Source organism: Planctomycetota bacterium, assembly GCA_016125255.1.
In the GTDB taxonomy this organism is placed as follows: Bacteria; Planctomycetota; Phycisphaerae; order Phycisphaerales; family Zrk34; genus RI-421.
In genome coordinates this window covers 443,694-468,624 of sequence record WGMD01000002.1, presented here as the reverse complement: position 1 = coordinate 468,624, position 24,931 = coordinate 443,694, and the positions used below count along the sequence as shown (strand labels likewise).

22 protein-coding genes are annotated in these 24,931 nt (G+C 64.0%); 15 read left to right on the top strand and 7 right to left on the bottom strand.

Annotated elements, in window-relative coordinates; genetic code table 11:
• The first annotated feature begins 32 nt into the window (after window positions 1–32).
• Together GC162_03140 and GC162_03135 are read left to right on the top strand one after the other, a co-directional pair.
• The gene (locus GC162_03140; GenBank protein MBI1367631.1) at window positions 33–1,280 is read left to right on the top strand and encodes a hypothetical protein; all 1,248 of its coding nucleotides are present in this window, start codon (window positions 33–35) and stop codon (window positions 1,278–1,280) included.
• A 9-nt stretch (window positions 1,281–1,289) separates the two neighbouring features.
• Window positions 1,290–1,925 (top strand): leucyl/phenylalanyl-tRNA--protein transferase, encoded by a 636-nt coding sequence (locus GC162_03135; GenBank protein ID MBI1367630.1) that lies wholly within the window; start codon window positions 1,290–1,292, stop codon window positions 1,923–1,925.
• A gap of 15 nt (window positions 1,926–1,940) precedes the next feature.
• Here the strand turns inward: GC162_03135 and mnmG are convergent, their stop codons facing one another.
• From mnmG to fusA, 3 genes are all read right to left on the bottom strand, one after another.
• Window positions 1,941–3,773: a tRNA uridine-5-carboxymethylaminomethyl(34) synthesis enzyme MnmG gene (mnmG, locus tag GC162_03130; GenBank protein MBI1367629.1), complete on the bottom strand. Its 1,833-nt coding sequence runs from the start codon at window positions 3,771–3,773 to the stop codon at window positions 1,941–1,943.
• A 45-nt stretch (window positions 3,774–3,818) separates the two neighbouring features.
• A complete protein-coding gene (locus GC162_03125) occupies window positions 3,819–6,035 on the bottom strand; it encodes a DUF4965 domain-containing protein (GenBank protein ID MBI1367628.1) in 2,217 nt (738 codons plus the stop codon).
• Between the two features lie 265 nt (window positions 6,036–6,300).
• Window positions 6,301–8,457, bottom strand: a complete 2,157-nt coding sequence (gene fusA, locus GC162_03120) for an elongation factor G (GenBank protein ID MBI1367627.1) — start codon at window positions 8,455–8,457, stop codon at window positions 6,301–6,303.
• Between the two features lie 390 nt (window positions 8,458–8,847).
• On the opposite strand from fusA, the gene GC162_03115 reads away from it, so the two are divergent.
• The 5 genes from GC162_03115 (at window position 8,848) to GC162_03095 (ending at window position 12,822) form a co-directional block, all read left to right on the top strand.
• A complete protein-coding gene (locus GC162_03115) occupies window positions 8,848–9,561 on the top strand; it encodes a ribonuclease PH (GenBank protein ID MBI1367626.1) in 714 nt (237 codons plus the stop codon).
• A 67-nt stretch (window positions 9,562–9,628) separates the two neighbouring features.
• Window positions 9,629–10,129 carry a hypothetical protein gene (locus tag GC162_03110; protein ID MBI1367625.1) on the top strand — a complete coding sequence of 167 codons (501 nt, stop codon included), beginning with the start codon at window positions 9,629–9,631 and terminating at the stop codon, window positions 10,127–10,129.
• Window positions 10,126–10,590 (top strand): hypothetical protein, encoded by a 465-nt coding sequence (locus GC162_03105; protein ID MBI1367624.1) that lies wholly within the window; start codon window positions 10,126–10,128, stop codon window positions 10,588–10,590. The genes GC162_03110 and GC162_03105 overlap by 4 nt, the downstream gene beginning before the upstream one ends.
• A 136-nt stretch (window positions 10,591–10,726) precedes the next feature.
• Window positions 10,727–11,647, top strand: coding sequence for a phosphohydrolase (locus GC162_03100; protein MBI1367623.1), 921 nt, complete (start codon window positions 10,727–10,729; stop codon window positions 11,645–11,647).
• 86 nt (window positions 11,648–11,733) lie between these two features.
• A complete protein-coding gene (locus GC162_03095; protein MBI1367622.1) occupies window positions 11,734–12,822 on the top strand; it encodes a hypothetical protein in 1,089 nt (362 codons plus the stop codon).
• Between the two features lie 123 nt (window positions 12,823–12,945).
• Here the strand turns inward: GC162_03095 and GC162_03090 are convergent, their stop codons facing one another.
• Window positions 12,946–13,503 carry a PEP-CTERM sorting domain-containing protein gene (locus GC162_03090; GenBank protein MBI1367621.1) on the bottom strand — a complete coding sequence of 186 codons (558 nt, stop codon included), beginning with the start codon at window positions 13,501–13,503 and terminating at the stop codon, window positions 12,946–12,948.
• Between the two features lie 204 nt (window positions 13,504–13,707).
• Between GC162_03090 and GC162_03085 the strand changes: the two genes are divergently transcribed.
• On the top strand, window positions 13,708–14,922 hold the full coding sequence (locus GC162_03085) for a gfo/Idh/MocA family oxidoreductase (GenBank protein ID MBI1367620.1): 1,215 nt from the start codon (window positions 13,708–13,710) through the stop codon (window positions 14,920–14,922).
• 87 nt (window positions 14,923–15,009) lie between these two features.
• On the opposite strand, the gene GC162_03080 is transcribed toward GC162_03085, so the two are convergent.
• The gene (locus GC162_03080) at window positions 15,010–15,567 is read right to left on the bottom strand and encodes a hypothetical protein (GenBank protein MBI1367619.1); all 558 of its coding nucleotides are present in this window, start codon (window positions 15,565–15,567) and stop codon (window positions 15,010–15,012) included.
• 184 nt (window positions 15,568–15,751) lie between these two features.
• Here GC162_03080 and GC162_03075 point away from each other — a divergent pair, with 184 nt between their 5' ends.
• Window positions 15,752–16,519, top strand: coding sequence for an MBL fold metallo-hydrolase (locus GC162_03075; GenBank protein ID MBI1367618.1), 768 nt, complete (start codon window positions 15,752–15,754; stop codon window positions 16,517–16,519).
• Between the two features lie 143 nt (window positions 16,520–16,662).
• Here the strand turns inward: GC162_03075 and GC162_03070 are convergent, their stop codons facing one another.
• Together GC162_03070 and ychF are read right to left on the bottom strand one after the other, a co-directional pair.
• Complete coding sequence (locus tag GC162_03070) at window positions 16,663–17,097, bottom strand: DUF2203 family protein (GenBank protein ID MBI1367617.1); 435 nt, start codon at window positions 17,095–17,097, stop codon at window positions 16,663–16,665.
• A 189-nt stretch (window positions 17,098–17,286) separates the two neighbouring features.
• A complete protein-coding gene (gene ychF / locus GC162_03065; protein ID MBI1367616.1) occupies window positions 17,287–18,375 on the bottom strand; it encodes a redox-regulated ATPase YchF in 1,089 nt (362 codons plus the stop codon).
• A gap of 338 nt (window positions 18,376–18,713) precedes the next feature.
• Between ychF and GC162_03060 the strand changes: the two genes are divergently transcribed.
• From GC162_03060 to GC162_03035, 6 genes are all read left to right on the top strand, one after another.
• A complete protein-coding gene (locus GC162_03060; GenBank protein ID MBI1367615.1) occupies window positions 18,714–19,229 on the top strand; it encodes a sigma-70 family RNA polymerase sigma factor in 516 nt (171 codons plus the stop codon).
• Entirely contained in the window at window positions 19,229–19,537 is a 309-nt protein-coding gene (locus GC162_03055) for a hypothetical protein (GenBank protein MBI1367614.1), read from the top strand. The genes GC162_03060 and GC162_03055 overlap by 1 nt, the downstream gene beginning before the upstream one ends.
• Window positions 19,504–20,712, top strand: coding sequence for a DUF642 domain-containing protein (locus GC162_03050; protein ID MBI1367613.1), 1,209 nt, complete (start codon window positions 19,504–19,506; stop codon window positions 20,710–20,712). Before GC162_03055 ends, GC162_03050 begins: the two co-directional genes overlap by 34 nt.
• A gap of 3 nt (window positions 20,713–20,715) precedes the next feature.
• The gene (locus tag GC162_03045; protein ID MBI1367612.1) at window positions 20,716–21,474 is read left to right on the top strand and encodes a hypothetical protein; all 759 of its coding nucleotides are present in this window, start codon (window positions 20,716–20,718) and stop codon (window positions 21,472–21,474) included.
• A 158-nt stretch (window positions 21,475–21,632) separates the two neighbouring features.
• Window positions 21,633–22,373: a hypothetical protein gene (locus GC162_03040; GenBank protein ID MBI1367611.1), complete on the top strand. Its 741-nt coding sequence runs from the start codon at window positions 21,633–21,635 to the stop codon at window positions 22,371–22,373.
• A 370-nt stretch (window positions 22,374–22,743) separates the two neighbouring features.
• Entirely contained in the window at window positions 22,744–24,909 is a 2,166-nt protein-coding gene (locus GC162_03035) for a 9-O-acetylesterase (GenBank protein MBI1367610.1), read from the top strand.
• Window positions 24,910–24,931: the final 22 nt, after the last annotated feature.

Here is a 24,931-nt window from a genome sequence, read left to right as displayed (position 1 = left end):
ATTCAGTTCTTTCGCCACGGGGGTTTGACATCATGCACGTCCGTATCCAGTGCCCAGGGTGCTTCAAGCGTTGGCTCGTTCCTCTGACCGCCAGTGGAGGCGTCGGGCGTTGCCGCGTCTGCGGATCGCGCTTTCGTCTGCCGACGATCGCGTCGCAGGTCGACGAGACGGTGATCGGCTGGCTCGTCCATTCGGATCACGACGATGAGGACGATGATGCGATGGCCACGGCGACCGAAGCGCCGGTGCGTCAGATCACTCACGAACCCGCGGCTGCGCCGTCGCTCCCGCCTCCGGAGCCGGCGGAGTCCCCGGCGCCTCAGCCCGTCGCCGTCGCGCCGGAGCCGGCGACGTACGATGTCGCCGATCCGCCGGTGGCGGTGGACCTCAGTTCGAGGGCGACGCTTTGCGTGCGATCGGTGAACACGGCGGGGGTGAAACTGACGTTCAGCGCGAAAATGCTCAAAAACGATGTGTTTCGCGCCTCCATGCCGCTGCGCTGCCTGTCGTGCGGCACGGAGGATCGGGACAAGCTCACCGCCCGGCCGATTGTCTGGATCGACCGGTCGATGAATCACGTGCCGCCGGTCGGCGAGATCGAGCAGACGCACAAGCTGCACGTGCGCGACCGGGGTAATGCGACGGAAGTCATGGCGCTGATGCTGCCGATCGACGAGTTGTCGCCGCCGTTCAATCTGCCGATGCCGTACTTTGTCTGCACGGATTGCGCCGCTCATGTGCATGTGCATGGCGCGGTGCACACGACGCCGACGGGCGTCGACTGCGAGGTGATGATTCCCTCATCCGCCTACGCGCTGCGCTGGATCGAGCGGGTCAATGGATTCATGGACGGGTCCGCCGCCTCATTGCGCGCCGCGGTGCAGAAGCTCGACACGCCGGGCTGGCGCGCCGTGCCGCAGAATGTCCGCGAGCGGCTCGCCGCATGGTTCAGCTTCGCGGACCAGGAGCAATTCCTCGCCTATCTGCCCGACAGCGAATTCACCGCGCGCGACGCCGGCTACGCGGGTATCATCGTGACGAATCAGCGGCTTGTGTATCACAAATATTCGCACAGCGGGGCGCTGCCGCTCGACGCGCCCGGTGAACTGCAACTGGCGTGCGACGGCGTGTTCTGCGATGTGACCTACACCGGCGGGCGCGTGCCCAAAACGCTGGTGCGCCTCCGCGCGCCGTGCGCCGGCGAACTGGCTCAAACGCTGGCGCAGCTCAAATGTCCGCTTCAGGTCGCCGAGACGGACGCCCGGCTGGTGCGCCGGTAGAATGTGCGCATGGTCGATCGGTCGCACGAGCATCCGCCGCGCGAACTGACGCTCACGCCGCAGTTGCTTGTCGCGGCGTACTGTCAGGGCGTGTTCCCCATGGCGCGTTCCCGCCACGCGCCGGGCGTCGAATGGTTCAGCCCCGATCCCCGGGCGGTGTTGCCGCTGGATCGCTTCAAGTGTCCGCGCACGCTGCGGCAGGCCGTCGAGCGGCGCCTCTTCGACATCCGTCACGACACCGCTTTCGCCGACGTCATCACCGCCTGTTCGCACAAGCGGCCGGGGCATCCGGAGACGTGGATCAACCGGCAGATCATCGAGTCGTTCATCGAACTGCACGAGCTGGGCGTCGCGCACAGCGTCGAAGCGTGGCGCGACGGGCAGCTCGTCGGCGGACTTTACGGCGTGGCGATCGGCGGGGCGTTCTGCGGCGAATCCATGTTCCACCGCCCCGACCTGGGCGGCACCAACGCCTCCAAAGTCTGCCTCGCCCATCTCGTGGCCCACATGAAGTCCCGCGGATTCATCCTGCTCGACGTGCAGATGAACAGCGACCACATGCGCCGCTTCGGCACCGTCGAAATCCCGCGCAAGGAATATCTCCGCCGCCTGACGGACGCGATCGCGATGGATGTGAGTTTCTGAAAAGCGGCGAATCGCTCAGCGGAGTTTCATCGCGAACGTCAGGACGGTCAGGTCGGCGGGGTTGATGCCGGCGAGGCGGCGGGCCTGGCCGAGCGTGGCGGGGCGGAAGCGGTTTAAGACATGGATCGCTTCATTGCGCAGGCCGCGCACTTTCGTGTAGTCATAATCGACGGGCAGCGGGCGCGACTCGACTTTTTCAAGCCGCTGATGATCGCGGCGATGGCGCTCGATGAACGGCTCGTATTTGGCATCGCTGAGCAGCGCGGCGACGAGGCGCGGGTCGGCGCTCTCGCCGAGGATCGCCAAGGCGGCGGGCTCGTCGAAGTCGGGGCGCTTGAGGGCTGCTAACCCGCAAGCGGCCTGGAGCGTTTGGCGCATCTGCGCGAGTGTCGCGCGGCGGTTTTCGTAGACGGACCAGCGCTCATCATCGACGAGCCCCAGCTCGCGGCCCAGCGGCGTGAGACGATCGGCGGCGTTATCCGATCGCAGAATCAGCCGATGCTCCGCCCGGCTGGTGAACATCCGATACGGCTCGCGCGGGACTTTGGTGACCAGATCGTCCATCAGCACGCCGATGTACGCCTGATCGCGGCCGAGGCGGACGAGGTCCTGTTGGCGGGCGTACCGCACGGCGTTGAGTCCGGCGACGAGGCCCTGACCGGCGGCTTCCTCATAGCCGGTCGTCCCATTGATCTGCCCGGCGAGGAAGAGGCCCGGCAGCCGCTTGGTCATGCACGTCGCGTCAATCTGATGCGGCAGGACCATGTCATATTCGACGGCGTATCCGTATTTGAGAATCTTCGCGCGCTCGCAGCCGGGCATGTTCGCCACGATGAAATCCTGCACATCATGCGGCAGCGACGTCGAGATGCCGTTGCAGTAGATTTCATTCGTTTCGAGCGACTCGGGCTCGAGGAACACATGATGAGCGGATTTGTCGGCGAAACGGACGACCTTGTCCTCGATGGACGGGCAATAGCGCGGGCCGGTCGTTTTGACCTGGCCGTTGTACATCGGGGCGCGGTGAAGATTGGCTCGGATGAGGTCGTGGATCTTTTCGTGGGTCTGGGTGATCCAGCAGGGGCGCTGCTCAAGGACCGGGAAGACGGGGGGACTGAAGTCCCCCCGCCTCATGGGCGTGAGATCGCTGAAGGGGATGGGCGGGTTGTCGCCGGGTTGGATTTCGAGGGCGGCGAAGTCGATCGACTCGGCGGCAAGGCGCGGGGGGGTGCCGGTCTTGAGGCGGCCGAGTTCGAAGCCCAGCGCGCGGAGCGCATCGCTGATCGAGACGGCGGGGGCTTCGCCGATGCGTCCGCCGGGGGTTTGCGATTCGCCGGAGTGGAGGAGGCCGCGCATGAAGGTGCCGGTGGTCAATACGACGGATGAAGCGGTGAGCGAGGGCCCCGACTCGCTGAAGCGAGTCGGGCCGGGGGCGAGGCGGATGCCGGCGACGTGACCCTCGGTGGTGAGGATTTCGTCGACGGTTCCTTCGAGGATGGTGAGGTTGGTGCGCGAGCGGAGGAGTTGTTGGACCTCACGTGCGTAGGCGTATTTGTCGGCTTGAGCGCGGGGGCCACGGACGGCGGGGCCCTTGGATTGGTTGAGCATGCGGAACTGGATGCCGGTGGCGTCGATGGCGAGGGCCATGAGTCCGCCGAGGGCGTCGATCTCGCGGACCATCTGGCCCTTGGCGAGTCCGCCGATGGCGGGGTTGCAGGACATCTGCCCGATACGGTCGGCGCGCATGGTCACCAGCGCGGTGCGCATGCCCAGATTCGCCGCGGCCCATGCGGCCTCGGCTCCGGCGTGACCGCCGCCGATGACGATGATGTCGTAGTCGTTTTGCATCGAGGGAGATTATAGGAGGCGCTAAGCCGCAAGCGGCGGGGGGGGTCAGCCGATGAACCCATCGGACACGGGGGCGTGGCCAAGGATGCGGACGGGTTCGATTTCGCCTTCGATGGTGGCGTTGCCGGCGGTGTCGACGACGCAGACGGGGATTTTGCCGGCGGCCCAGTCGGCGAGCGGGAGCAGGGGCCAGCGCTGAGCGGCGTGGCGCGGGGGATTGACGGCGATGTACTCGCCGTCCATGCGATCAATCTGAATCCGCGGCCCGGCGAGGAAGTAGCCGAACGACGTGGCCCCGCGCGGGTAGAACGCCAGTTCATTGCCGATGTACGTATCGCAGAATCCGAAGCTCTGGCCATTGGTGTTGGAGAACACGAGCATGTCCCAGTAGCGGCTGTCGAGCGTGATGGATTCGACGTGCAGGTAGTGGCTCACGAAATCGCGCCAGAGATTGGAGCTGATCCAGATATTGGTGTTGTCGCTGGACGTGTGCCCGCAGCCGTAGGACCGCAGGGCTTCGCGCTGCGAGTTGAACAGGTCGGTGTGCAGGCGTTCGGAGTCGAAGGCGAGCGGCTGAGCGATCATGATCGGCAGGAGCAGGCCGTTGGTCGTGTAGATCGAGTAGTCGTCCCACCCGGCCAGCTCGCGCGTCGGCAAGGGTTCGCCGGTCCACGTGTCGATCAACCCCTGCGCATCACGATCGACGCTCACGGCGTAGTGGTCATCGAGCCAGGCGGCTTCCTCGATGAGCGGAACATCACGCGCCGCGGCGAGGCGGCATCGCTCCGCCGGCTCGGATTGTCCGCCTCGCTCGAGCAGATCGGCGGCGGCGGACAGCGCGGCGTTGCGCTTGATGGCGAGATACGTCTGCTTACGGGCGAACTGCACGGCGTCGGACCCGTCGAGCGTATTAGCCGTCCCCTCCGAGGGAAACCCGCTGCCGTCGCGATCGGTCCAGAGCAGATAGTCGGCGAGGCGGCGGACGATCGGGCTGTGCTTTTTGAGCGGGGCCTGATCGCCGGTCCAGTGCGTGTACATCTGAAGCAGCAGGAGGAAATTGGCGTTTTCCTCGACGGGCATCGAGTGGTCGTACGCCTGCTTGCCGACCGTCACGCCCGCGCCCATGTCGTGATTGAGGATCATGCCGCCGGAGCGCTTGTGCTCGGTGCAGTTGCGGGACCATTCTTCGAAGATGAGCGTGAGCAGGCGCGGCCAGAGGGCGAAGTAGAACAGCGCGATGTTGTATTCGACATCGACCGTGCCGTGGAACATGCTCGTGCCTTCCACGACGCTGAACCACTCGCGCCCGTCCGCCCGCCGGCACCAGAACGTGTTGGACAGGTAGCTCTGAAACGCCAGCACGAGCAGATGCCATTGGCTTCGGCTCAGCGGCGCCTGTTCGAGCAGCTTCTCGAACCGCCGCGACTTGGCCAGATTGTCGTCGCGGTGCGTGATGGCTTTGTGCATGACCGTGTCGAGGTCGGGCCAGTGCGTCAGGTACATGAACGTGGCGGGATCGCCGTTGAGATCGAGCACGGGATCGCTGGTGTGCGCGCCCCAGACGAGTCGCCATTTGATGCCGCTGCCTTCGCTGGTGACGGGCAGTTCGAGCGACAGGCCGGCGCCGCCGTGTTCGCCGGTCGAGGGCACCGCGCCGTCGTTGAGACTTTGAAGCCGCTCCACCACATGCGCCGTCGCCGAAGGCGTATTGAGCTTCTTGAGGTCGGGCTTGGTCTGCCGGATGTCCGACCCGCAGGCGGGCGTGTACTGCGGATCGAGCTTCACGTCGTAGCGCAGGTCGATGCGTCCCTCGCGCACGTCGATCTGCGTCTCGGGCCGCGCGAGACGGATGAACAGACGCACGTTCTTGGGCGTCTTGACGAAGCGGCGGCGGCGCACGCGCGGAGCGGCGGCGACGCGCAGCTCCACATAGAAGGCGGGCATCTGGCTCAGCAGTTCGTCCTGCGGGTAGAACGTGCTGTGCAGGTTCAGCTCGAAGCGCAGGCCGCAGGTATCCGAATGACCGCGGAAGGTGACGGAATTGATGCGCTCAAACTGCTCGCATCCGTACAGGAGTTTGCCGTGCTGGGTGAACGGCAGGACGCGCTCCGTGCCGTCGGGCTCAACGATGCCGACGGCCAGATCGAGCGGCTGATCGAGAAAGCGGCCCAGCGCCGAGTGCATCACCCGCCGGCGCCACGGCTCAAACAGCAGCGAAAATCGGCTCCCCAGCCGCGAAAGTGGCCACGTCATCGTCTGCACGGCACAAACTCCTTCGACAGAAAGATACGCTCGATGCGGCGATTTGGCCAGTCTTATCCCCCTCCCTTTGAGGGAGGGGTTAGGGGAGGGTGAGGCGCATCAGTCGTTGTGTCTTACTTTTCGTGGTGCATCGTTGCGTTGCATCATTTGACTGATGCGCTTCACCCCCGCCCAACCCTCCCCCTCGGAGGGGGAGGGCTTTGAGAACCGCGCAACAAAAAACCCCCGCCACTTGGACGGGGGTTTGTGTGCATTCGCGGAGGGGTTACTTCGTGCCCTGGCCGGCGACGATCTGCTCGGCGATGTTGCGGGGCACTTCGCGGTAGGTGGACGGCTCCATCGAGTAGTTGGCGCGGCCCTGGCTCATCCCGCGCAGCGACGTCGAGTACCCGAACATTTCCGAGAGCGGGGCCTCGGCTTCGAGGATGATGGCGTTGCCGCGCTTCTCCTGACCGAGGATCATGCCGCGCCGGCTGGAGATGTCGCCCGTCACGTTGCCCAGGAATTCCTCGGGCGTGGTCACGACGACCTTCATGATCGGCTCCAGCAGCACGGGCTTGGCCTTCTTGGCCGCTTCCTTGAGCGCCAGCGAGCCGGCCATCTCGAACGCCACCTGCGACGAGTCGACGTCGTGGTACGAGCCGTCGATGAGCGTGATCTTGACGTTCTGCATCGGATACCCGGCCACGACGCCGCTCTTGGCGGTCTGCCGGGCGCCGTATTCGACGCTGGGGATGTATTCCTTGGGAATCGAGCCGCCGACGACCTTGTTCTCGAAGGCGATCTGGTCGGTGAACTTCAGTTCATCCTCGATGGCCTGCGCTTCGGTGTAGGGTTCGATCGTGATGATGGCGTCGCCGAACTGGCCGCGGCCGCCCGACTGCTTCTTGTGCAGGCCGCGGGCCTCGGCCTTGGCCGTGATCGTCTCGCGGTACGACACGCGCGGCTTGCCGACGTGCACGGGAATCTTCATGTCCCGCTGAAGCTTCGTCACCACGATGTCCAGGTGAAGCTCGCCCATGCCCGCGATGATCGTCTCGCCCGTTTCCTCGTTGACGTGGTAGCGGAAGCTGGGGTCTTCGCGGTTGATCGTCGAAAGCGCGTTGCCGAGCTTTTCCTGATCGCCGGCGGACTGCGGCTCGATCGACATGGAAATCACCGGCTCTGGGAAGTCCATGCGCTCCAGCAGAATCGGGTGGTCCGGATCGCAGAGCGTATCGCCGGTCGACGAGTTCTTGATGCCGATGAGCGCGACGATGTCGCCGGCCTTGGCTTCTTCGAGGGCGATGCGGTTCTGGGCGTGCATCTGGAAGATGCGGCTGACGTTTTCCTTCTTGCCGTTGCCGGGGTTGATGACGCGCGAGCCCTTGGAGAGCGTACCGGAGTAGACGCGCGTGTAGGTCAGGTCGCCATGCTGGTCGGACACGACCTTGAACACCAGCCCGCTGAACGGGGCGCTGGAGTCGTGCGGGCGGCTGAGCTTGACGTCCGAGTCCTTGGGATCGACGCCCTGCACTTCGGGCACTTCGTTGGGATTGGGCAGGTAGTCGATGACGCCGTCGAGCAGCTTCTGCACGCCGATGTACTTCAGGGCCGACCCGCAGAAGACGGGGTGACAGGCGATGGCGAGCGTGCCCTTACGCAGAGCGGCGCGGATTTCTTCGGAGGTGATCGTGCTTTCGTCCTCGATGAACTTCTCGGTCAGCGCGTCGTCGAGTTCAGCGGCCTTCTCGACGAGCATGTGATGCCAGAACTGCGCGTTGTCCATCAGATCATCGGGAATGTCGCGCTCTTCGACCTTGGAGCCCAGCTCCGAGGCGTCGTAGTAGTACGCCCGCATGGTCAGCAGATCGATGATGCCCTGGAACTCGTGGCCATGCCCGATGGGAATCTGCACGGGGATGGCGTTGGCGCCGAGGCGTTCGCCGATCGAGTTGAAGCTGAATTCGAAGTCCGCGCCGAGCTTGTCCATCTTGTTGATGAAGCAGATGCGGGGGACGTGATACTTTTCGGCCTGACGCCAGACGGTTTCGGACTGCGCTTCGACGCCTTCCTTGCCGTCGAACACGGCGACGGCGCCGTCGAGGACGCGGAGGGAGCGTTCGACTTCGATGGTGAAGTCGACGTGTCCGGGGGTGTCGATGAGGTTGAGCGTGTAGTCACGATCATTGCGCTTCCAGAGGCAGGTCGTCGCCGCGGACTGAATGGTGATGCCGCGGTTCTGTTCGTCCTCGAGGAAGTCCATCGTCGCCGTGCCTTCGTGCACTTCGCCCATCTTGTAGATTTTGCCCGTGTAGAACAGGACGCGTTCGGAGACGGTGGTCTTGCCCGCGTCGATGTGCGCGGCGATGCCGAAGTTGCGCACGTGGCTCAGGGCGCCGCTGTTGGCGGTGGACGGGGTGGGCGTGGCTTGCGTGCTCATGGTCGATCTCGTGAAAAAAGAAGGATGCCGTTCGCCGCACGCTCGGTGCGTTGGCGGGTCTTGAACGATGGATTGACGTGGGGGTCACGCCCGGCGAAGGCCCGTCCATCGGTCCCGACCCGATGGACGCATGCCGATCGGCGGGTTCAGCGGATTGGATTTCCTCGATACAAAGCGATGGCCCTCATGCCCTTGCGGGACGCGCGGATCGCTCAAAATCCCCGGAGCGCAGCCGCTCGGGGTAGCCCAAAAGCATACCCCTCGTTTTCTGACCCGTCAAGCAACTTTCGGTTACAATTCCGCTTCCCCTGTAGTCGAGGGCTCAGCGCAGCAGAGCCCCGGATACGGGCGCCTTCGCCAAGTGATCACAACCCCCGGACCCATCAGATCATGCCCAAACGCCGCCCCAATCAGCTCCGCCCCGTCAAAATCACCCGCCATTACCCCACCGCCGCCCCCGGCTCCGTCCTCATCGAAATGGGACAAACCCGCGTCCTCTGCACCGCAACCCTCAGCACCACGCCCCCCAACTGGCTCCCCCGCGATCCCAACACCGGACAGTTCACCCGTGGTTGGGTCACCGCCGAGTACAACATGCTCCCCGGCTCCACCCCCGACCGCCAAAAGCGTGGCCCCAACTCCCGTGCCACCGAAATCCAACGCCTCATCGGCCGCTCGTTGCGCGCCGCCGTGAATCTCGAAAAACTTCCGGGGGTCGCCATCACCTGCGACTGCGATGTCCTCCAAGCCGACGGCGGCACACGCACCGCCTCCATCACCGGCGCCTACGTCGCCCTCGCCGACGCCCTCGCCTTCGCCCGTCGTGAGAACATCATCCATCAAAACCCCATCCTCGGCCCCGTCGCCGCCGTCTCCGTCGGCCTCATCGATGCCAAACCTTACCTCGACCTCGACTACGCCCTCGATTCCAACGCCGACGTTGACCTCAACGTCGTCATGAACCACCGCCGACAGTTCATCGAAATCCAGGGCACCGGCGAGCAAACCACCTTCACCCGCAAACAACTCGACACCCTCCTGAACCTCGCCTCCCGCGGCATCACTAAGCTCCTGTCCGCCCAACGCAAGGCTCTTGCCGTTTAGCGACGGGGCACCGCCCCGCGTTCTCCTCTATAATGGCGCAACCACTTCCCTCACGACGGAGCGCGCCATGTCCCAACGCCTCCCACTATCCCTCCTCCTCATCGCGCTGTTCTCTCCCCTCGCCCGCGCCGACGAATTCAAAGCCCAACTCGACCTCTCCGCCGGTGACGCCAGGCAATCGGGCGTCGAAGCGGATGGCGCCAAGCTTGCCGACCCGCTTGTCCCTCGCCCCGTGCTTCACCTCAAAGTCGGCCAGCTCGCCGCCGCCCACTGGAAAGTCTCCTGCATCTCCGATCAGAAAATCCCCAACATGCTTGTGCATTTCTACATCGCCGGCGAGGACCACGTCGGCGACCGCACCGAGCCGGACCTGAGCAAGAAGAACGTCGCCGTCGAGAGCGCCGTGTCGATGGACTTCGAGCCCGGCGACGCGACCTCCGCCGACATGCCCTTCCGCATCGACGAGCCGGGCGCCTACCGCGTCCAGATCGAAACACTCGACGCCGCCCGTCAGCATCAGCACGAGCACGCGAGCGTGATGGACATCATCGTGGAGGCGGACAAATGAAACGACCGCTCGCGCTGCTCATGGTGTTGTGCGCCGCCTCGATCGCCCGCGCGGAGCATTTTGATGTGCGCATCACCGTCGAAGCCGGTTCGGAAGTGAAGACTTCCTACACCGATCCGCACGACGACCCGAACGCGGAGAATGAAATTCCGACGATCGACGTGACCCACGATCAGACGTTCATCTTCCAGTTCACGATGACCAACGTCTATCCGCACAAGATCCGCAAAGACGTCGGCGTCCACTATTCGATCACCCGCCAGAACAACACCAACAACACTACCGCCGACCCGAAGATTCTCGACGGCGAATTTCAGGTGAACTTCAAGCCGCAGGGCATGGCGGGCCTGCGCCAGAAGCTGCAAATTCACGACCCGGGCCAATACCTGATCTTCGTCACTTCGCTGCACAGCGGGTCGGATCATGAACACTTTTCGAAAATGATGCTGAACGTGAAATGAAGTGGAGGAAGCGCGTGCGGAAGGCCCGTTCGATATGACCAATGACAAATACCTCATGCCTAATGGCAAATGCATTGGTCATTAGGCAAGAGGTATTTGTCATTGGTCAAGTAGAGCCAAAGTCAGGAGTCGCATCATGAGCGTTCACGTACCGCCGATTTCCCGCCGCCGGTTTTTGCAGGTTGCCGCCGCGTCGGTGCCGGGGCTTTTGGCGCTGCGGTACGTGCAGGCGGCGGATGCGGACGCCGATCTGTTCGCGCTGCTTTCCGATACGCACATTCCGGCGACGCCCGACATGGTTTCGCGTAATGCGAACATGACCGACAATTTCAAGCGTGTGTCCGACGAGTTGCTCGCGCTGCCGACGAAGCCCGCCGCGGTGCTCGTCAATGGCGACTGCGCATTCACCAAGGGCCTGCCCGAAGATTATGCGCACCTGGCGACGCTGCTCGATCCGCTGCGGCAGGCCGGGCTGCCCCTGCATCTGAACTTGGGCAATCACGACAACCGCGACACGATTCTGGCGAGCATGACCCACTACCGACCGTCGGACGAGCCGGTGCCGGGCCGCCGCGTGACCGTGCTCATGACCCCGCGCGTCAACTGGTTCATGCTCGACACCCTCGACAAAACCAACTCCACGCCCGGCGTCATGGGCGAACCGCAGCTCGCCTGGCTCGCCAAGGCCCTCGACGCCCACGCCGATAAACCCGCCGTCATCTACGCCCATCACAATCCCCAGTGGGCCTCCCCCGAAGCGCTCTCCGGCCCGAAGATCAGCGGGCTCACCGACACCGCCGCGCTCTTCGATGTCCTGGCCCCGCGCCGTCACGTCAAGGCCTTCATCTTCGGCCACACCCATCACTGGTCCCTCGACCAACGCGACGGCATCCACCTCATCAACCTCCCGCCCACCGCCTACGTCTTCTCCGCCGGCCAACCCAACGGCTGGGTCAGCGCCCAACTCGCCGACAACGCCATGACCCTGACCCTCCACTGCCTCGACAAACAACACCCCGACCACGACCGCTCCGCCACCCTCCCCTGGCGCGCCTGACCGTTCCCCCGTTTAGCGGCCGGGCAACGCCCGGCGCTTCGGTCGCGCGCGCCTCCGAATCGTCTCGCGCGATATGATGCCCATTGATGAAGACGTTTGAATGTACATGCGGCGCGCGGTTGTTTTTTGAGAACAGTCAGTGCCTGGCCTGCGGGCGCGATGTGGGGTGGTGCCCGATCTGCCGCGCGATTCGGTCGCTCGATGTGGATGCGGACGGCGGGGCGACGCGCTGCGGGTACTGCCGGGCGGCCCTGATCAAGTGTCACAACTACGCGGTCGAGAACGTGTGCAATCGGTGCGTGGTGAGCGATGTGCAGGGCACGGCTCCGGGGGCGCTGTGCGATTACTGCCGATTCAATCAGACGATTCCCGATCTGACCGTGGCGGAAAATCGGCAGCGGTGGTATCGGCTTGAGCAGGGCAAACGCCGCCTGCTCTACACACTCGACCTGCTGGGCCTGCCCTACGGGACGGCGTCGGACGGCGTGCATCCGCCTCTGTCATTCGACTTCAAGGCCGACGCTTCGATCGTCCGTCAGAACTGGTTCAGCTTCGGCCAGCATGAACAGGTGCACACGGGCCACCTCGACGGCAAGATCACGATCAACCTGCGCGAGGCCGAGCCGGTCGAGCGCGAGAAACTGCGTGTCGCCTTCGATGAAGCGCATCGCACGATCATCGGGCACTTCCGCCATGAAATCTCGCACTACTACTGGCAGATGCTCGTATCGGGCCGATGCGAAGACGCCTTCGCCGCCGCGTTCGGCGACCATCGCGCGATCAGCTATGAGAACGCCCGGCAGAACTACTATCAGCAGGGCCCCGCGCCCGACTGGCGCGCCCGGTTCGTCAGCGCCTACGCGAGCATGCACCCGTGGGAGGATTTCGCCGAGACGTTCGCCACGTATCTGGACGTGGTGAGCGTGCTGGATACGGCGGGGAACATGGGCCTCTACGCCGTCGACCCGCGCCATGCGGAACTCGATCCGATGCTCGAGCGCTACGAAAAGCTCGGCGTCATGTTCAACGAGATGAACCGCGCGATGGGCCTGACCGATCTGGTGCCCGAAGTCTTCAGCCGGCCGGTCGCGGGAAAGATGAAGTTCGTCCACGACCTGATCCGCGCCGCCGTGCGAACCGAGCGGCAGGGCGGGTTGTTTGATGATCCCATGTGAGGGCGGCACGGGCACAGGCGATTCGGCTTTGTGCCTTTCAATGACCAATGACAAATGCCTAATGACCAATGCATTGGTCATTAGGCATTCGGCAATTGTCATTGGTCATATCAGACCGCGCGTTCAGCGGCGCCTGCGGAACATCGCGCCGGCGCCGAGGAGGACGATCGCTGCGGTCGTCGGCTCCGGGATGGGCAGCATGTTGATGACGCCGTTGGCGAACGGACCGTTGGGGCCGTCGACGATGTACTGAAGCGCGATGCCGGACAGGCCGGCGAGTCCGGTGATTTCGGTGCTGGTGATGAATCCGCCGGGGATATTCGTGGCGGTGGCGTTGAACTGGCCGGTGTTGCTGAGCGTCGCGCCGAGGATGTCGCCGTAGGTCGGATGGCCGATGACGTCATCGAACAGCACGCTCAGATCGCCCTGCACCGTGCCGGTGAGCGTCAGCACATCGGGGTCGGACCCGCCGAAGACGTTGCCGTCGAGATCGAGGACGAACGTCACCGTCGGCAGCGAAACATCGAGCGTCGCCGCGGCGGCGCCGGTGGACATGAACGTATTGTTGAACCACGATCCCTGATACTGGACCATGATCGCCGACGCGCGCGGCACGAAGCTCGCGCAGACGGCAAGGACGATCAGACTCGCAAGACGCGTGAGTGCGATGGGCTTCATCATGTCGATCCCCTTTGTGTGAAGCGATGGAACAGTTTCGATTATGGTCCGATCGCCGCGGATTTCAACGGGAATTTTGATCTTTTTTGAAAATCGCGCCGGTCATCGGCGACCGCGATGCGCCTAAGCGTCGGCTATATCTCTTTTTCGGGTCCCTCGAAAATTTCATGTGTTACAATGCATTTTTCCATTCATGAGGAGCCCGCCATGTCCGATTCCCTCTCGCGTCGTCATTTCATCCAATCCTCCGCCGCGCTGGCCGCCTCGCTCGCCGTCGCCTCGCGCGGTTACGCCGCCAACGACACGATCAACCTCGGCGTGATCGGCTGCGGCGGGCGCGCCCGCGGGGCGCTGATGCCCGCCCTCAAGAAGATGGACAAGGTCAACATCGTCGCGGTCTGCGATGTGTACGACCCGCGCGCCCAGGCCGGGAATTTTCTGGCCGGCGGCAAGGCCTTCATGACGCGCGATCACCGCGCGCTGCTCGACCGCAAGGATGTCGACGCCGTCGTCATCGCCACGCCCGATCACTGGCACGTGCCCATCACGATCGACGCCTGCGCCGCCGGCAAGGATGTCTACGTCGAGAAGCCGCTGACGCACAACCTCGCCGAGGGCGCCGCGGTGATCGAAGCGCAGAACAAGCACAACCGCATCGTGCAGGTCGGGATGCAGCAGCGCTCCATGCCGCAGTTCGCATGGGCCAAACAGGTCATCGCCGAGGGACTCATCGGCCCGGTGCACAAGATTCACATGAGCTGGAACCGCAACTTCCTGCCGTTCAACAAGCCCAATGTGCACGTCAAACCCGAGGAAGTCGACTGGCAGCGCTTCTGCGGCAACGCGCCCCAGCAGCCGCTCGATGCGTATCGCATGCTCGACTGGCGGTGGTTCTGGGACTTCGGCAACGGGATTCTCACCGACCTGATGGTGCACTGGCTCGACGGCGTGAACATGGTGCTCGACCTGCCGCTGCCCGACACCGCGACGACGATCGGTCAGAACTTCGCCACCGAAGGCGTCTGGGAAACGCCCGACACGATTCAAACGCTCTTCGAGTATCGCGAGCGCAAGATTCAGCTTCATTTTGAAGGCACGTTCGTGAGCACCTACGGGCGCGCGGGCACGACGCTCATGGGCGAGAAGGGTACGATCTATCTCGATCGCGGTCGCTACGAACTGCACGGCGAACCCAACCGCGGCATCGAAGACAAGGAACAGATCTACAGCGACGGCGTGCGCGGGGCGGACTTCTTCAAGGTGCCCGACGGCGAAGCGCTGCATCTGGGCACGTGGCTCGACTGCGTGCGCACGCGGAACAAACCCAACGCCCCGGCCGAAGCGGGCGTCCTCGCGGCGGCGGGAGCGCACATGGGCAACATGGCGTACCGGCAGGGCAAGGTGATTCGGCGCGAAAGCTGATCGCCGAGCGCGGTGATTCACAAGATCAAAACAACAGCGCCGACCGGGCAAGCCGATCGGCGCTGGGGTGGTGTTGGGAGGATTGAATCACTTGGCGTTGTAGCTGAACTTCTGGCCGCCGACGCTGGCTTCGAACATCAGGCCCTGCTGTCCGCGGGTGAAGATTGCCACGCCGTGGGCGTAGTCGGCATTGGCGGCGGCGCCTTCGGCGGCGGCGACGGCGGAGGCCTGGGCGCTGAACTCCATGTTGCCGCCCTTGAACTCGTCGACGGCGGCCTTATCCTTGAAGAAGATCAGCTCGCTGTACGTCTGTCCGCCGAGCTGGAGGCCGATCGAGCCCTGACTCAGGCCGGTGTAGCCGACGATCTGACCGCCTTCATAGAGGACGCCGTTGCCATGCGCCGCGCCGATGCCGGCCGCGCCTTTGGCGACTTCGGGGAACACGGCGTACGCCGCGGCGCCGTCGAAGAACCTCTTGAGCGACGAGTCGGCCTTCTTGTACTGATCGACCGTGCTCATCGCCGCCTTCTCCAGACTCATCTTCGGCGTCGAGCCCTCGGTGTCGGACTTGTAATCCGAACAGGCGGCCATCAGACCCATCATCAATAAAGCCGCAAGAAGCGTGCAGGTACGTGTGCCGAACATAGGACACCTCCAAAAGATAGGGAATTGCGTGCCGGGGGGCTTGTGAAAACCGGGCCAACACCCGATTCGCCCGCCCGATACCCTGCCGCGTCCTATTATACGTCAGACCTCGCGCTCGCGTGCGGTCCAATTCGTGTTTGCGTTTCTCAAAATGTCCGTGACGCCATTTCGAAGGGAAACACGCATGTCCAAGTTTTTTTGTTTTATCTCCGTGTTCGCAACCTGTGTGGTGATGTCGTCGATGTTGTGCGCGGCGGGGCTTGAAGGCGACGCGATCAAAACCGACGACGGCGATCTGATCATTCACCCGATCAATCACGCCACGCTGGAGATGAGTCTCGACGGGAAGGTCATCGCGGTCGACCCGGTGGGCGGGCCGGAGGTGTTCGCGAAGTTGCCCAAGCCCGACCTGATCCTCGTCACCGACATTCACGGCGACCACTTCAACGTGCCGACGCTGACGGCGCTGGCGCGGAAGGGCACGGTGCTGGTGGCGCCGGCGGTCGTCGTCGAGAAATTGCCGCAGGAACTGGGCGCGACGATCGTGCCGCTGGCCAACGGGCAGACGACGACGCAGATGGAGATCACGATCGAGGCGATCCCGATGTACAACCTCACGCCCGAGCGCGCGCAGTTTCACACCAAGGGCCGGGGCAACGGGTACGTGCTGACGCTCGGCGGCAAGCGCGTGTACCTGAGCGGCGACACGGAGGATATCCCCGAGATGCGTGCGTTGAAGAACATCGACGTGGCGTTCGTGTGCATGAATCTACCGTACACGATGGACGTCGAGCACGCCGCCGACGCCGTGCTCGAGTTCAAGCCCGCTGTCGTCTATCCCTACCACTACCGCGGCAAAACGGGCATGAGCGACGTGAACCATTTCAAGGAACTCGTCAACGCCAAGGACGATAAGATCGACGTGCGTCTGCGCGACTGGTACGCCAAATGACGTCCCTGTAAAGCCGCGACCGCCGGTCGCGCTTCGGCGCATTTACGGATTGACGCCAAGAGCGCGACCGCCGGTCGCGGCTTTACAAAAAAGAACCGCGACACTCGGCCGCGGTTCTCAGTCGGATCAATTGAATCGGACACTCAAAGCTTCGTCGGATGCAGCAGCGTCAAATCCTGCCGGCCGGCGAAACCCGCGGCCGTCTCATGCCATGCCACGATCGTATCCTCGCCCCGCCGCCAGCACAGGCAGACTTCCCGCCCTTCGTGCAGCGCGGGGAAATCGATCAGGCCCAGGTCGTAGTCCTTAAGCTCCACGCCGACCTGATGCAGTTCGTCCACGAAGTGGTTGAGCTGATCGATCGATGCGGCGTACTGGTCCTGAAGCGTGTCGGCATCCTCGCCGGGCATCGGGCGTTCGACGCGCTCCTGAAGCGCCACCGCCTCGCGATACGTTTGACGCACATCCTCCACGATCCGCCGCACGTACGGCAGGGCGCGGTTGGCCTCGGCGACCGAGAAATACTTGCGGTCGGACTTGGGTTCGGACGCGGTTTCGTAGTCGGGCTGAATGGGCATTTTTTCTGTGACTCCAGCGAAAAAAACCTTCGCTCCCGCGACCGTGTTCAGGCCGCTTATTTCATTATGAATCGCATTTGAGCATAGTCAAATCAAACGCGATTTCCATGCCTGAAAACCCCATATGGGGCTTATCGGTCAGGAAGGGCATGGAGGATCAATTCGCTTTTGGGATCGTCGCGCCGCAGGTTACACGTTAAAGAGGAAGTGACACACATCCGAGTCGCGCATCACGTAATTCTTGCCTTCGACCCGCATTTTACCGGCCGCGCGGATCGCCGCCTCCGTCTTGTGCTGCACCAGGTCCTCGACCTGATACACCTCCGCACGTATAAATCCGCGCTCAAAGTCCGTGTGAATCACGCCCGCCGCCTGCGGCGCCGTCGCGCCGATCGGAATCGTCCATGCCCGAATTTCCTTCGGCCCCGCCGTGTAGTAGCTCTGCAAGCCGAGCAAGTGGTAAATCCCCCGCGCCACCGTCGCCAGCGCCGGCTCCTTGAGCCCCAGCGACTCGAGCATCTCCGCGCGATCCGCTTCGTCAAGCTCGCTCAGCTCCGCCTCGATCTTCGCGCACACCGGCACGACTTCCCCGCCGTGCGTTTTGGTGTACTCGCGCACCTTCTGCACGAGCGGCCCGACGCCCGTCGGGTCGCTCTCGTCGACGTTGGCGATGTACAGCACGCGCTTGGCCGTGATGAACCCGAAGCTGCGCAGCTCCTTTTTGGATTCCTCGTCCATCTCGATCGCCCGCAGCGGCACGCCTTCGCCGAGCGTCTTCTCGCATTGTTCGAGCAGGGCGACGCGCAGCTTCGCCTCCTTCTCGCCCGTCCGCGCCTGCCGGGCCGCCCGGTCCTTGGCGCTTTCGACGACCTGAAGGTCCGCGAGCATCAGTTCCGTTTCGATCGTCTCGATGTCCCGCACCGGATCGACCGACCCGTCGACGTGCGTGACATCCCCGTCCTCAAAGCACCGCACGACTTCGACGATGGCGTCGACCTGCCGGATGTGCGAGAGGAATTTGTTGCCCAGTCCCTCGCCGACGCTCGCGCCCTTGACCAGCCCGGCGATGTCGACAAGGCGCAGCGCCGCCGGGATGATCTTCTCCGTCGGCATGAACTTGTTGATCGTCGAGAGCCGCGTATCCGGCACGGGCACGATGCCGACGTTCGGCTCGATCGTGCAGAACGGGTAATTCTTCGCTTCGATCCCCGCCGCCGTCAGGGCGTTGAACAGCGTGCTCTTTCCGACATTGGGCAGACCGACAATCCCAGCTTCCATGATCGATTCTCTAAATAAGGTTCCGGGGGAAGGTTCCGGGGGTCGGACATGGTATGCGAACCGCCCCGATGCGTCATCCGCCCGGCGAATGCCGCTTGCGGCTTAGCAATCCGCCTTGTGCCATTCATTGACCATTGACAAATGCCTAATGCCTAATGACAAATGCATTGGTCATTAGGCATTAGGCATTTGTCATTGGCCATATCCAGCCCCGTGCCCCCGGTGGCAACACGTTCCTAAATGTTTACCCAAGCCCATAAGATTCACCCCCGCCTCGGCTATTACTGAATAAAAGGTGCGCCCCGATCTGCTCGGGTCAGCGGCAAGAACACAAGCATATGCCTGTCGATAAAGAACTTGCGACGCTTCTGGCGAGTCATCAGAATCGGCTCTACGCCTATGCCCTGTCGCTGGTGGGCGAGGCGCGGTGGGCGGAGGAGCTTTTGCAGCAGGCGAATCTGGTCATCTGCGACAAGGCCGACGACTTCGTCCGCGGCTCGGATTTCATGGCCTGGGCCGGGGCCATCGTTCATTACACCGTGCTCGCCGACCGCAAAAAGCGATCGCGCGATCGGCTCGTGTTCAGCGATGAAACTCTCGCCGCCCTCAAACAGACGATCGACGCCCGCACCCGTCAGGTCGATCGCGTCTCGCTCGCCCTGCACGAATGCCTCAAGCACCTGACCGACCGCCAGCGCTCGATCCTTCGTCACCGTTACGACCTCGATCAGACGGTGCTCGCCATCGCCGAGGCGCTGAACATGACCGGCAACGCCGTCGATCAGGCCCTGCTCCGCATCCGCCGCGCCCTGGCCGGCTGCATCCGCAGGAAACTCGATGAGGACGCCGTCTGATGAATGAAGTCAATCAGACCATCCCGCGGGTGCAGGAACTCTGCTCCCAACTCCTCGACGCCCGGCTCGACGCCGCCGCCTTCGCCGACCTGGACCGCCTGCTGCGCGACGACGCGGAGGCGCGCGATGCGTATCTCCAATTCGTCCTCATCCACACCGGCGCGCGGCGACAGAGAGCCGCCGACCAGACGCTTCGCCCCAAGGCGGGCTCAGCGTCGGCGTGGGTTTCGTACGAGCGTCTTCCACCGCGCGCCACGCCGACGCTGAGCCCGCCTTGGGGCGAAGCGTCTGGTACGCCGCCGCCCTGATCACCCTCGCCGCCGCGCTCTACTTCGTCCTTTTGCCTTCCACTCCCCACTCCCCACTCCCCGCTCCGCACTCCGCCGCCCCGGCGTCTTTCGCCGTCCTCAGCGACCTCTCCGACGATGCGCAGTTCGACAACACGGACGGCTCCCTCCCCCTCGGTTCCGACCTGGCCGGCCCCATCAAACTCACCGCCGGCCGCGCCCAGCTCATGTTCAAATCCACCGCCGTCGTCGACCTGACGGGCCCATGCGAATTTGAAATGACCGGCCCAAACCGAGGGCGGCTGACCTCCGGCAAACTCGAAGCGTACTGCCGCCCCGAGGCGCATGGGTTCACGATCGACCTGCCCGGCGGGGTGCGCGTCGTCGATCTGGGGACGCGCTTCGATCTGGTGATGCATGCCGAGGGCGATGGACGTATCACGGTTCGTGAGGGACGCGTCGAGGTTCGGCTGCCCACGAACCCCACGGCCGCGCGCCTCGAAGCCGGACAGACCGGGCGGTTGACGATGACGCAAGGCGTGGCGGGCCTTTCGGAGATTGGGCCGGCCAATTTCGTCGTCAACGGCGGCTTTGAAGACGCCGCCACCATTGATCAGCCGGGCGCCTTGGGTCTGTGGAATCTGGCGCTGTCGAACACGCGCCCCGCCGGTCAGCTCAGCACGATCAGCGGTTGGACCGTCGCCGGCTGCGGGCGCTGGCTCATGGGCCCCGATTACTTTCAGCCGTCCGAAGGGCAGCGCTGCCTGAACCTGACGAATTATCCCGGCCAGTCGATGGCCATCGAACAGGCCGTGCGTGTCGTACCCGATCAGCGTTACGTGCTGCGTTTGGATCTGGCGGGCCGATTCGATTCGCCGCGGCGTTCGTCGTCGCAGTCGATTCATGTGCAGATGAGTGATGACGCCGGCGCACTGGTGGACCGCACGCTTTCGGTCGCGCGGCCGGAGGGATTCGACCGTGTGACGCGGCCGGGCTGGCAGCCGCAGTCGATCAGCTTCCGCGCCCGGTCGGAGCGGATGATCCTGCATCTTCAGACCGCCGCCGGGTCGGACGACTTCGGCGTGGTCGTGGACAATATCCGGGTTGAACAGGCATCGGACAATGACGAGCTGGTAACGTCGCCGGTCTCCTCAACCCCCCCAACCTTGATCGCAACCCCCAAGCTGGAGAAATAAAAAATGACGCGCCATCCGACGTTCCTCCTTGTGCTTCTGGCCGGTCTGTTCGGTTTCGCCGACGCCGCCTCCGCCGCCATCATCTCGATCAATCAGGCGGCCCTGACCAGCGTTTCGCAAATCGACAACACCGGCACCTATATCAGCGGAACGAACCTGTTCGGCGCCAATACCTCCGTCACCGTCAACGGCGTTCAGTTCAAGGCCACCCTCAGCGGCAGTTATTTTGAAGGGCCCGCCAACACGCCCGGCACGTTCCGCTATGTGAACGGGTCGTCGGCGACCAGCGGCATCTTCCCCGGCAGTTCGCTCGATACGAATCTGGTCACGCTGCTCAGCTCGACGCTCTTTAGCCCCAACGTCGCGGATATGGCGGTCGTCGGGCTCGACGCGACCAAGACCTATCGCCTTCAGTTCGTCAGCGGCGAGAATCGAGGCACCGTCGGCTCCGTCGAGAGCCAGGACTACATCCTCCGCAGCGGCACCTTCACCCCCAACGGCGGCATCGGCACCTACACCGCCGGCGCGACCGTGGGCTCGTTCACGCTCAACCTTGTGAACAAAACGGCGGATGCCGCCAAGATCGTCACGGTCCTCTTCACCGGCTACACCGCCTTGGACCTCAAGGCCGCCGGGGGCGGGACGCAGGCCTATATCAGCGGCCTGGCCCTGCATCAGGTCACCTTGGTGCCCGCGCCCGCCGCGCTGCCCGCGGGGCTGGGCCTGTTGAGCATCATGACGATGCGCCGTCGGCGCGCCTGATTCGGAATGTCCGCCTGCTTGCATTCGCGCGGCGAGAGCCGCGCGAATGCGTTGGACCTCGTTGACCTTCGCGCGCCCGAGGCGCGGCTTGTTCGTGTGACTCGATCCGTTAATCATGGAGCGGCATCGTGCGACGTGCTGCATTCACCTTGATCGAAATGCTGGTCGTGGTCACGATCATCGCGCTGTTGGTCGCGCTTCTGCTGCCGGCGATGAAACGGGTCCGGCTCGCGATGGATCGGACGATGTGCGCGACGCATCAGCGTCAGGTGCAGGCCGCGTTTCTGGGCTTCGCCACCGACCGGGCGGGCAAGCTGCCGGACATGGCGAGTGTCGTCACGTCCGGCCGGCATATGCTCTGGTGCTGGCCCAACGCCATCGCCGACACGCTGCGCTACGACTACGCCGGCGGATCGTGGGAAGTGATGACCTGTCCCGCGGACAAGTACGCCGACGAAAAGCTGTTTCTCTATCAGCCGCCCACGTTCTCCGCCGTTTCCGGCGCCGGGCAGTTCCGCATCACCAGCTTCTCCGCCACGACGACAAGCTGGCTGACGCCCGGCGGATCGGGCGGATCCTTTGACACGCTGGGCAACAACTACGCGCTGTTGCGCGTGCAGGACGGACAGGCGTCAACCCCGCTGCTGATGGACACGACGTATCGCATTCCCGCAAGCGATGTGTCGGGCGTTTGGGCATGGCGCTGGAATCTCGAGCCGCATTCGTATCACCCGTATTACGGGTTCCACCCCGGCGAATTGGGGCAGAGCGGCGGGCGCAATCTGGCGGGTATCAACGTGGCGATGATCGACGGCGCGGTGCGCTGGTGCGACTTCGACGAGCTGCAACTGCGCGTCTACAACAAAGGCACGGCTCCGTATCGGCAGTACTGGTGGTGAGCGGCGCGTCGCGTCGTTTGGGGCGGCGCAGCGATGTGCGTCGGGGCGAGGGGGTCATTTCGTCCGTTCCGCGCACAAGCGTTTCGTTTTCGCGCATGGGGATGGCAAATTCGCCATGGGCGTGCGCATGGGTTTTTGTAAGTCCTTGATTGATCGCGCACCGGCGCGACGGGGTTGGCCGCGGCGTGCGCACCGGCGCACCGGCTGCCCGAGTGGTGCGCTCATAACCCTGTGAAATACCGCCGACAACCCGCCATTGGCGACGGGAGCGGGGCGATGGCGGGGTTTCCGCGCCGGTGCGCGCGGGGTCGGGACGCGGGCAACGGGGCGTTCGTTTATACTGGGGCTCCCCATTTTTACGGAGCCCGCCATGCAACGAATGCTTCGATCGCTTTGCGTTTGTCTGATGGTTGTCCTGGCCACGCCGGTCTTCGCAGCCGTGCGTTTGCCGGGGTTTTTCAACGATCACATGGTGCTTCAGCGGCAGATGCCCATCGCGATCTGGGGCTGGGCCGACCCCGGCGAAGCGGTGAAGGTCACGCTCGGCGACGACAGTGTTTCGACGAAGGCGGACGACGCGGGGCACTGGCGTCTGGAATTGCCCAAGCGTGAGGCGGGCGGCCCGCTGACGCTCACCGTCGCCGCTTCCAACACGCTGACGATCAACGATGTCCTCGTCGGTGAAGTCTGGCTCTGCTCCGGCCAGTCGAACATGGAGTTTACCGTCGCCGGGTCGGTCAACGCCCCGGCGGAGATCGCCGCCGCGGATTATCCGCAGATTCGTCATGTGCTTATCGCCAAGCGTCCCTCCGCCGTGCCGCTCGATGATATCAGCGCGCCGTGGCTCGTCTGCTCGCCCAAGACCGTCGCCGGTTTCACCGCGGCGGGGTACTACATGGCGCGGAAGCTGCATCAGGAACTCAAGGTGCCGATCGGGTTGATTCATTCGTCATGGGGCGGGACGCGCATCGAGCCGTGGACCCCGCCGATCGGTTTTCAGATGGTCCCCGCGCTCAAAGGCATCGCCGACCAGATCGCCTTGCGCACGCCGGATAATCCTCAGTACATGCAGGCCGCTCAGAAGTACGTGGCGGAGACGAACGCCTGGGTCCGCGACGCTCAGCAGTCCTTGAAGGATCACCAAGCCATCGCCCCCGCGCCCGGCTTCCCCGATGCGCTCAAGCAGCCGACCGATCATCAGGCCCCGACCATGCTCTACAACGGCATGATCCACGCGCTCGTCGGCTACTCCATGCGCGGCGCGATCTGGTACCAGGGCGAATCCAATCACAATGAGGGCATGCTCTATTACGAAAAGACCAGGGCGCTCGTCGAAGGATGGCGCAAGCTCTGGGGCATCGGCGATTTTCCGTACTATTACGTGCAGATCGCGCCGTTTCAGTACGGCAACGAAGCGCCGGAAATGCTCGCTGAATTCTGGGAAGCGCAGGCCGCCATCGAGCAGATTCCCAACACCGGCATGATCGTCACCAATGACATCGCCACCCTTCAGAACATCCACCCGCCGGATAAACAGGACGTGGGCCTGCGGCTGGCGCTGCTGGCCCTGCATCGCACCTACGGGCGCGAGGATGTCGTCGACACCGGCGCGACGTTCAAGTCGCTCAAGCAGGAGGGCCGCGAACTGCGCGTCACCTTCGACCACACCGCCGGGAAACTCGCTTCGCGCGACGGCAAGCCGCTGACGAATTTTGAAGTCATCGGGGCCGGCGGGGGATGGGAATCGGCGGAGGCGAAGATCGATGGCGACTCGATTCTGCTGAGCAGCCCGAACGTGGCGGCGCCCGCGGCGATGCGTTTTGCCTGGAACAAGCTGGCGACGCCGAACCTTGTCAACGGGGCCGGCCTGCCCACCGGCGCGTTTCGGGCGGGCGAAGTGCCCAAGCCCGACTTCCTCGGTGCGATCGACGATGCCAAGGGCTACGAGCTGGCGTACGACATGGACCTGTCGAAAATCGGCCCGGCGTTCGCGTACACGCAGGACCTGCACGGGAAGGTGGAGAAGTTCGATCGCGTGGCGTATCTGCTCGAGCTTCAGCCAGGGACCGGCTCGCCGCAGTATGTCTGGGTCTCGATGAAGGCGTTCACCGATGACGCGGCCAGGATCGGCATCCCGACGTTCGTCTCCGACGCGACGTTCCAGCAGAAGGTCGAGGCGATGACCATCGCGTCGAACGTCAACGGGATCAAGACCGGTTCGAACCTCGCCGGGAACATCGAGTTCTGGCCCAACAACTATGCGCCGCCGAACACCGCCTCCGTCCCCGGCGCGTCCAATGAGGCTTACGACATCGGCGACCAGCTTGCCGAGCCCAAGGATGGCTACGGCTCCATGCAGGTGCACAATACCGCCGCCAAGCAAACCGTCTTCGCGCTCAACCACTGGGTCGCCGGCGCCGGCGCCGATTTGGGCATCGGCAACTCCGATGGCAAAACCTTCGACTGGACCTTCGCCTCCAACGCCGGTTCCTACCCCTTCAAACGCCTGCGCGTGTTCGTGCACCCGGTCCACTGATCGCGCCCGCTCGCACCCGAAA